Annotated in this window: 9 protein-coding genes; 4 read left to right on the top strand and 5 right to left on the bottom strand. The window is 69.7% G+C overall.

Features of this window, described 5'->3' with window-relative positions:
• A partial coding sequence (locus ACFOW4_RS11090) for a TetR family transcriptional regulator C-terminal domain-containing protein (protein WP_377523720.1) occupies positions 1-465 on the top strand: 465 nt, incomplete at its 5' end.
• 114 nt (positions 466-579) lie between these two features.
• Here the strand turns inward: ACFOW4_RS11090 and ACFOW4_RS11085 are convergent.
• The 4 genes from ACFOW4_RS11085 to ACFOW4_RS11070 all read right to left on the bottom strand — a co-directional run bounded on the left by ACFOW4_RS11085 (position 580) and on the right by ACFOW4_RS11070 (position 2,665).
• Positions 580-1,011, bottom strand: coding sequence for a hypothetical protein (locus tag ACFOW4_RS11085; protein ID WP_377526817.1), 432 nt, complete (start codon positions 1,009-1,011; stop codon positions 580-582).
• A gap of 196 nt (positions 1,012-1,207) precedes the next feature.
• Positions 1,208-1,507, bottom strand: a complete 300-nt coding sequence (locus ACFOW4_RS11080; RefSeq protein ID WP_377526814.1) for a BON domain-containing protein — start codon at positions 1,505-1,507, stop codon at positions 1,208-1,210.
• Between the two features lie 68 nt (positions 1,508-1,575).
• Positions 1,576-2,181 (bottom strand): STAS domain-containing protein, encoded by a 606-nt coding sequence (locus ACFOW4_RS11075; RefSeq protein WP_377526812.1) that lies wholly within the window; start codon positions 2,179-2,181, stop codon positions 1,576-1,578.
• Positions 2,182-2,236: 55 nt separating this feature from the next.
• Entirely contained in the window at positions 2,237-2,665 is a 429-nt protein-coding gene (locus ACFOW4_RS11070; RefSeq protein ID WP_377526809.1) for an STAS domain-containing protein, read from the bottom strand.
• A gap of 152 nt (positions 2,666-2,817) precedes the next feature.
• Between ACFOW4_RS11070 and ACFOW4_RS11065 the strand changes: the two genes are divergently transcribed.
• Genes ACFOW4_RS11065 through ACFOW4_RS11055 form a run of 3 tightly spaced genes read left to right on the top strand, consistent with a single transcriptional unit; the run spans position 2,818 to position 5,416 of the window.
• Positions 2,818-3,507: a response regulator transcription factor gene (locus tag ACFOW4_RS11065; protein ID WP_377526807.1), complete on the top strand. Its 690-nt coding sequence runs from the start codon at positions 2,818-2,820 to the stop codon at positions 3,505-3,507.
• Positions 3,504-4,859 (top strand): sensor histidine kinase, encoded by a 1,356-nt coding sequence (locus ACFOW4_RS11060; RefSeq protein WP_377526804.1) that lies wholly within the window; start codon positions 3,504-3,506, stop codon positions 4,857-4,859. Before ACFOW4_RS11065 ends, ACFOW4_RS11060 begins: the two co-directional genes overlap by 4 nt.
• Entirely contained in the window at positions 4,856-5,416 is a 561-nt protein-coding gene (locus tag ACFOW4_RS11055) for a GerMN domain-containing protein (RefSeq protein ID WP_377526802.1), read from the top strand. Before ACFOW4_RS11060 ends, ACFOW4_RS11055 begins: the two co-directional genes overlap by 4 nt.
• 533 nt (positions 5,417-5,949) lie before the next feature.
• On the opposite strand, the gene ACFOW4_RS11050 is transcribed toward ACFOW4_RS11055, so the two are convergent.
• Positions 5,950-8,139: a HelD family protein gene (locus tag ACFOW4_RS11050; RefSeq protein ID WP_377526799.1), complete on the bottom strand. Its 2,190-nt coding sequence runs from the start codon at positions 8,137-8,139 to the stop codon at positions 5,950-5,952.
• Between the last annotated feature and the right edge of the window lie 210 nt (positions 8,140-8,349).

Raw genomic sequence — 8,349 nt, 5'->3', positions numbered from 1 at the left:
AAGCAGGAGCTTGTGCGGGCGGTGGTCAGGTATCGAGGCGTGCTCGTGCTTCAGCGTGAGCGCGGTGGGCTCGAACGGCTGAGATCGTTTTCAGGGTTGGTCCGGTGGCGTAACGCGTTGGTCCAGGCCAACTCGCTGAACAGCGGCAAGTACGGGTGCGGCCTGGGGTCGATGGCTATCGAGTTGTCCGATCAGGATGAGCAGGCTCGATCGATGCTGTCGGAGACGTTCGCGGAATGGGGAAAGCTGATCAGTGATGGTCTGCACCGGATGCGGGACAGCGGTGCACTGCGTCAGGACGCCGACCCGGAGAAGTTGGCCACGGGGTTGATGGCGGCGTTGCAGGGCGGCTATTTGTTGGCGAACGCCGCGCACAACGTTGCACCCATGGAAGTTGCTCTGGACATGGCGTTGGAGCACATCAAATCGTTCCTCGTGGAGCCGTCCGGCGAACCGACCCGTTAATTGAGCCCTTTTTATCCGTGATCGGGCTGGTCACGGCGGGTGCGAGCAGGCCGGTCGGGGATCGGAGACGGCTCGGGCGGCGTACCGCCAGGAAGTCTGTCTCCGCGTCGAGGTCTACTCCCAGGCCGTCACTTCCTCGGCGACGAGTGCCGGTCCGCCATCGAAGGCCCGGTAGGGTCCCGGCGGCCCGAGAGGATAGCGGCCGACGAGTTCACGGTGGGAGAACCGGATCACGGTGCCGCGCACGGTCACCAATTGCGGCGGGGCCGGCGCGCGCGGGCCCGCCGTCAGCACGAGCAGGGTCTCGTCGGTCAGGTCCGCGTCGCGGACGACGAAGGCGACGTCGGTGATGATCCGCTCGACGCTGGCGGTGACGGTGAGCCGGTCACCTACCTCGGCCTGGGCGACCGTCCCCGGCGGGGTGGCCGGCAGCGGGCGTGGTTCGGGCGGCGAAGCCTTAGGTGGGTCCATGCAGCTGGCGGCGAGCAGGACCGCCGCCGCAAGCGCCGCCAACGCCGGACGCAGCCGTCCCGGCCACCGGTTCACCCGTGGTTCCTTCCCTGCCTCGTGCCGCATGGGCAATGAATTCCCCGCGGACCTTCGTTTCACCCCGACAACCGGGAAGCCGCCTCCGGTCCGTGGGACTAGTCACCGACCACGGTCGTGGGCGCCGGGGACCTTGCCGTCCGCCACCCCACCCCTGCCGATCGCCCCGGCGAGCGGTAGCAGCTACCCGCCGGGGTCAGCGGCGCTGGCGTGCCTTGCCGGTCAGCCGCAGCATGTTGCAGACGTCGAGGACACCGGGCACGTCCCAGGCCAGTTCCGCGGCGACCTGTCGAACGTCCGTGCCACTCACCAGCCCAGAGAGCATGACCACTCCGTTCTGCACGCGGACGCTGATCTGCTGCCGCCGCGTGGTCCAGTCGACGCTCAGGCGCTGCGCGACCAACGCCTCGATGCGGAGGTCCCCGCTGTGCGGTACGGACTGCTCGCTCGTGTCGGCGAACCAGTTCTCGTCCGGTAAAGGCCAGGGCATGTACACGTCGGTCTCCTCGTCTTCCTGGGAAGTCAGGCGGCGTAAGACGCGGCCCACTCCTTCCGCGCGATCGGTCAGCTCTGGGTTCCGCTGGCCGACGGCACCGACAGCGCGGGCCGGGGCATTCGGGCGAGGGCCTCTTCGCGGCTGTCGAAGATCGGAAAGACCCCGTCGAGGCGCATCGTGTGCAGGACGGTGCGGATGAACCGCGACGGCGCGGCGAGGCAGAGCGTGACACCCCGTTCGCGGGCATCGAGGTGGGCTCGCACCAGCAGGCCGAGGCCGGTGGAGTCGATGACGTGCACGCGGCTGAGGTCAACCACCACCGGACCATTCGCGTCGGCCGCGTCGCGCAGGGCGGCGCGCAGAGCATCGCCAGCGTCGACGTCGATGTCACCGGTGGCGGTGACGACGGTCGCTTCGTCGAGGTGATCGATGCCGAGGACCCCGCCGGAACCGTGGCCCTCGCTCGCGGAGTGCCCGGGACGGGCGGGCGGAAGCAGGCTGCAGTGGGGGCAGCGGTGCGGGCCGGTGGCGAACGGGGAGCCGCTCCAGCCGTGTTCCGACACGAGCGTCCACACCACCTCCGCGTCGGGGAGCACGCACGCGGCGGCCGTGAGGCTGTCACCACAGGTGTCACAGATCAGTGTCATCAGGTGGTCGTCCGGGACGACGGTCATGCTGCTGGTCCTTCCTGTGCACGGGAGGTCTGGCCGGCTGTGGCGGGAAGAACCTTCAGGGCCGCGAGGAGCCCGAGGGCTCGACGCGGGCTCTGCCGAAAGCGATCAGCGTCGGCTCGGCGGGCCGCGACTCGTCCTGCGGCGCAGGGCCGCCGCGCGGTGCCGGCGACGCTCCGGTGACGATCGGTAGGACCTGGTCCAGGCGGGCATGGTGCAGAATGCGTTGGATACGGTGGTTCGGGTTACGCACGACGAGGACGCCGTCCATGCGGGTCAGCCGTCGGTGTACGTCGAGCAGCAGGCCGATGGCGGCGGCATCGATGTACCGGCACCCGGCCAGGTCGACCACGACCCGCTGGGGGCGCAGGGCCAGCAGCCCGTCGAACGCGGCTCCGGTCTCCGCCACGCAAGCCAGGTCGAGCTGAGTGATGCACACCTCGACCAGCGGCAGCGCGTACGACGTCGGTTGCAGTGGTCCCGTCACGGCCGTACCCCTCTCGTCGTGGTTCTGGTCGCCTGTCACCGTGCCGGGCGGGCTTGTCGGTCACCGCGCGGATCTATGACAGTTGCGTGACAAATCCGCAGGCCGGCGGCCGCGATTGGCCGCGCGCCGGTGGCCTGGGGATGATGCCCGGTATGACGGCTGTACTGCTGATCGAGGATGACGACCGGATCCGCCTGGCGCTGCTGCTCGCACTCGAGGACGAGGGCTACGACGCGGTGGGCGCGGCCACCGCCGAGGAGGGCCTGCGCGTGCAGGGCCGCGATCGGGCCGACTACGTGCTGGTCGACCTGATGCTGCCCGGCCTCGACGGCTTCGAGTGCATCCGGCAGCTCCGCCGCGACGACGACGTGCCCATCGTGGTGGTCAGCGCCCGCGACGACACCCACGACATCGTCGCCGCCCTCGAAGCCGGCGCCGACGACTACCTCGTCAAACCGGTGGCCATCAAGGAACTGACCGCGCGGCTGCGCGCCCTGCGCCGCCGTGCCCGTACCGGCGTCGGGGGACCGGCGCCGGATCCGGTGCCCGTGCTGGCCTTCGGCGAGCTGGAGATCAGTCCCGACGCGGGGGAAGTGCGCCGTCGCGGACAGCCCGTCGCCGTGACCCGCACCGAGTTCCGGCTGCTGTGCGAGCTGGCCGAACACGCCGGCCGGGTGCTGTCGCGCCAGCAGTTGCTGCAACGGGTCTGGGGGTACGACATCGGTGATGAGCGGCTGGTCGACGTGCACGTCGGCCGGTTGCGGCAGAAGATCGAGCCGGATCCGACGAGCCCGCGGCATCTGGTCACCCTGCGGGGTCTGGGCTACAAGTTGCAGCGATGAGACGCCTCGGACTGCGTACCCGGGTCACCGCCGCGTTCGCCGTCGGCGCGCTCCTGCTCGCCGCCTCGATGGCCCTGGTGTCCTACGAGCTGACCCGCCGTACCCTGATCGGCGAGCGGGAACGCACCGCCCTGCGCGCCGCGTACTTCGACGCGACCGTCGTTCGTGCCGGGATCGATACCGACACTCCCGACGTCGTGGAGGTGCTGCGGTCGCTGGACACAGGGGGCGGTCGCCGCCCAGTGCTGCACCTCAACGGCGAGTGGTACGCCCGCACCGCCGACCCTGGCCCCACCACCGCCATTCCCACCGACCTGCGTCGCGTCGTAGCGTCCGGGAAGCCGGCGGTGCAGCGGGTACGGGTGGACGGCCAGCCCGTCCTGGTGGTCGGCGTGCCCCTGTCCGCCACAGCGACGTACTTCGAGGTCAACTCCCTGCGTGAGCTGGAGCAGACGTTCCAGGTCCTGGCGCTCGCGCTGACCACCGTGGCCATCATGATCGCCGGATCCGGCGCCGCGCTCGGCTGGTACGCCACCCGGCACGGGCTACGCCCACTGACCGCGGTGGCCGACGCGGCGGAGAAGATCGCCGCCGGTGACTTCACCGCCCGCCTCGACCCCGCCACCGACCCCGACCTGACCCGGCTGTCCTCCTCGTTCAACCAGATGGTCGACCGCCTTGCCCACCGCATCGAGCGCGACCGGCGCTTCGCCGCCGACGTCAGCCACGAGCTGCGCTCGCCGCTGCAGACCCTCGCCGCCGCGGCCAGCGTCCTGGCACGCCGGCGGGAACACCAGGACGAGCGGACGGCGATGGCGGCCGGGCTCGTAGCCGACGAGATTGACCGCTTTCAGCGGCTGGTCAACGACCTGATCGACCTGGCCCGCAGCGACCAGGCCGCCCACCGCGCCCGCGTGGACGTGGTGGCGCTGGCCCGGGATGCCTGCCACGCGCTCGACCTGCCCGCGTCGATCGTCCACCTCGCACCGGAGGTCTCCGCGACGTGGCTGGTCGAGCGGCGGCGCGTCGCGCAGATCCTGGCCAACCTGCTGGACAACGCCGTGACCTACGGGGGCGGCCCGACCTTGCTCCTGCTCGACCGCGACGGCAGCGCCGGCATCATGGAGGTCCAGGACGACGGCCCGGGTGTGCCTATCGAGGACCGCGAGGTGATCTTCGACCGTTTCGTTCGGGGGCGGGCGGCCCACACCCGTGGTGCCGGCGACGGCACCGGACTCGGCCTCGCACTGGTCGTCCAGCACGCCGCCGCACACGGCGGAGACGTCACCGTCACCGACCGCCCCGGCGGCGGCGCCCGCTTCCGCGTCACCCTGCCGGAAAGCCTGCGATGAACCATCGCCACCTCCTCGCGGTGGGGCTCGTCGCAGTACTGACCGGTTGCGGCATCCCCACCGACGACGCACCTCGCACGGTGCAACCGCCGCGCGGGCCGTTCCCCACCTCCGCCCCCGCCGACAGCGCACCGGCCGGACCCGCCACCGAGACCCTCTGCCTGGTCCGCGACAACCGGATCATCCCGGTGCTCCGGCGCGTCGACCGCCCATCCACCATCGAGGACCAGTTGCGGGACCTGCTCGCCGGACCCACCGCGGCCGAACGCGACACCGACCTCACCAGCGCGCTGCCCGGAGCGGTAAACGCCGCCGGTGTGACAGTGACCGGCAATCAGGCCCGGGTCGCGGTCGACGAACCCGGCGACGACGCCGGCCGCAGCGACGAGGTCCTCGCCTTCGGCCAGATCGTCTGCACCCTGACGAGCCGCAGGGACGTCACCGCCGTGACGTTCCTCCGCGACGGCAAGCCACTGGGTGTGCCCCGCGCCGACGGATCGCTGTCGGAACAACCGCTCAGCCGCTCCGACTACGCCCCACTGATCACCCCACGGTGAGCCGCCCCAGGCGAGCGCATCGCCCGCTTGCCACCAGGGCAACTACGCCAAGTCGATCTGCTCGGCCGCGGAGCAGGAGTCGGTGGTGCGCCGTCAGCAGGACGCCGACGAACACGCCGGCAGCCATCGCCGCAACGACCAGTGTCGCGCGCCAATCGCTCAGCGATGCGGCCAAGAGGCCGCAGGCGACTTTGATCGGGATGGTGGCCGGGATGCCACGTCGGCGTAGGTGCTCACGGTTGGCATGGCCACGAGGTCTCCACGCCCTGACCCTGCCAGAGTCCGTCCATCTCAGCCAGATAATTCGGCCCTCTGGGTGCGAGGAGGAGCGTCCGCTCGGCCCCAACCCATGGCGGCTCTCCCATTCGGCAGCGCATCGAGCAAGCAGCCGACCATCGTGAGGGGACGCTGGGCCGGCGTGCTTAGGACCGCAGGGGAGGGCGTGGACGATGTCAACTACCGCAACCGGCGCAAGCAAGCCGGGTCAGGTGTGGACAGCCGAGGCACTGCGTGACCTCGGTGTCACTACTTGGTCATGGCTGTGGCGATTGCTGCGTGAGTATCAGCTGTCCGAGTTCCTGGGTGCATCGGGTGAGCGCGACGTAGAGGCCGTTCCAGCCGCGCGGCTCAGCGGCGATGCCCTGGGGGTCGATGAGTAGCGTGGCGTCCCATTCCAATCCCTTGGACTGGGTCGCGGTGAGCACTGGCACATCACTCAGCACGGCTAGGAGTTCGGCGATGCGCTCGGCGGGGGCGATGACGCCGACCGTGCCGCCATGCCACCGTTGCTGCAGCTGTCGCACAGCTTGGGCGGCGGCGTCGGCAAGGTCGGCGGGCGTGATCGTGCGCTCCCAGGGGGCGATGCCGGAGGAGCGTACCGCCCGTGGCGGCGGGTTGTGGCTGCCCGCCTTCTTCAAGACCGGTTCGGTGAGGTCCATAACCTCGCGCGGGGTCCGGTAGCAGATGGTGAGTTCCGCGGCGGTCCAGCGGTCTCCGAAAGCCGCCTGCACCGCTTGTGCCCAGCTGGTGTGCCGGTGCGCTGTCTCCGCCTGGTCGATGTCGCCGACTGCGGTGATGGAGCGACTGGGACAGCGCCGTAGGACCATTTGCCACTGCATCTCGGAGAGCTCTTGCGCTTCGTCGATGATGACGTGGCCGTACACCCAGCCGCGCTGCCGGCGAGCGCGGTCGGCGACGAACTCACCCTGTGGTTGCGGGGCGTCGACCTCGCCGAGTAGGTCGGCAAGGGCGTCGAGCAGGGGAATGTCGCTCGATGCCCATGGGGCGGGCTCGGCCGAGACAGCGCTGATCTCCTCCCGCGACAGCTGCGGGGCGAACTGGGCCAGCAGGGTGCGGTCGGTCAGGAGATCACCCAGCAGGGTCTCGGCGTCGAGGGTGGGCCACCATGCCTCGATGAACCGGGCGATGGTGGCGTTCTCGGCGATACGATTACGGAGGTCTTCGATCTCTTCCTCGGAGAACAATCCGTCGATGTCACTGCCGGTGGACGTCGCGCGGGAGTGGTGGCCATGCCGCATATCCCTGTCGACGCGGGCGAGGATGTCCTCGAAGCCCTCCTCCATCTCGTTCATCAGCGCCTCGCGCTGCTCGACGACGACTTCGGCAAGGAGGTGGTGCAACTGCTCGGCGAACGCCGCGCGGGCGCGGTGGTACGGGCGTCCCTGCACCGCCGAGGCGAACGCGTGCGCCACTGTTGCGGCCGCGATGACGTAGAACTCGCCCTCCCAGCGCAGCTTCAGCTCACGGGGCCGGGGAAGCAGCGACGTGACGTAGTTTTCGAGCGCGGGTTGCCAGAGGGCGCGGCCCTTGATTTCGGCGAGAAGCCGGCTCTCGTCACGGCCCACGCGGATCACGGTCAGCAACGTATCGCAGGTCGCCGAGACGACGGCGGTCTCACCGAGCGCGGGCAGCACCTGGGCGATGTACCGGAGGAATCGCGGCGAGGGGCCGAGGACCAGGACCGCTTGGTCGGCCATCTTCGGGTGGGCGAACAGCAGGTAGGCGACGCGGTGTAGAGCAACCACCGTCTTGCCGGTGCCGGGACCGCCCTGAACGATCAGCGGGCCGGTCGCCTCGGCCCGGATGATGTCGTCCTGTTCGCGTTGCAGCGTGGAGACTGCCGTCGACATGCGGCCGGTGCGCCGCTGGTCGAGGGCGGCCAGGAGAGCGCCTTCACCGACGAGTTCCGCCGTTATGGTCCCGTCCAATGGCTCGTCGTCCACGCCGACGACGGCCGACCCCCTCGTACGTATGTGACGGCGCCGTGCCTGACCTTGCGGGTCGACAGCCGTCGCGGTGTAGAACGGCCGAGCTGCGGGAGCGCGCCAATCGAGCAGCAGTGGCTCACTGTCCTCGCTGTCGTTGCGGAGACCGACACGGCCTACGTGTCGCACAGTGCCATCAAGACCGTCGAGGCGGCCGAAGACCAGCCCTTCCCGTGCTCGCCGTAGCTCTTCGTACTGCTGGCGGAGCATGCGCTGCCGGGCCCGCTCCAACGCGTCCAGGGCCTCTGACGAAAGCTCGACCTGTAGGTGGTCGGCCAGCCTGTCGCGCCGGGCCGTGGCCAAGTCGAGAAACGCCTGTTCCTCGGCGACCGCGGATTGGCGCGCGACGCCCTCTGCGGTAGAGGTCGGCGGTTCGCCGTCCGGTGTTACTTCGCTGACGCCAGCAGTGCCGTTGTTCAGAACAGACTCCCGGCGCATTCGCAAGTCCTTGTATTGGTGTCCCCTCGGCCCGGATGAGCCGCAGTGCGTTCGGCGGCAAGCATAGAGTTGGTTTCCCTCGTCGGCCAGGAACTCCGCCGGCAGAGATGGGAATCTCAATACCTTGCAGTTCCGGGTCGCTTGTGGCCTCTATCAATCCTGATTTGCTCATTGACAGTCCGGTCCCTATCTGATCTGCGGGTGCGTGCC

Source organism: Micromonospora sp. GCM10011542, assembly GCF_042650685.1.
GTDB lineage: Bacteria > Actinomycetota > Actinomycetes > Mycobacteriales > Micromonosporaceae > Micromonospora.
Note: the sequence above shows the minus strand (reverse complement) of the source record. Positions and strands in the feature narration are given on the sequence as shown.

Bases quoted from the DNA above. Each gene is read 5' to 3' on its own strand.
- ACFOW4_RS11055 (WP_377526802.1), top strand. From the start codon at position 4,856: ATGAACCATCGCCACCTCCTCGCGGTGGGGCTCGTCGCAGTACTGACC.
- ACFOW4_RS11060 (WP_377526804.1), top strand. From the start codon at position 3,504: ATGAGACGCCTCGGACTGCGTACCCGGGTCACCGCCGCGTTCGCCGTC.
- ACFOW4_RS11050 (WP_377526799.1), bottom strand. From the start codon at position 8,139: ATGCGCCGGGAGTCTGTTCTGAACAACGGCACTGCTGGCGTCAGCGAA.
- ACFOW4_RS11075 (WP_377526812.1), bottom strand. From the start codon at position 2,181: ATGACCGTCGTCCCGGACGACCACCTGATGACACTGATCTGTGACACC.
- ACFOW4_RS11065 (WP_377526807.1), top strand. From the start codon at position 2,818: ATGACGGCTGTACTGCTGATCGAGGATGACGACCGGATCCGCCTGGCG.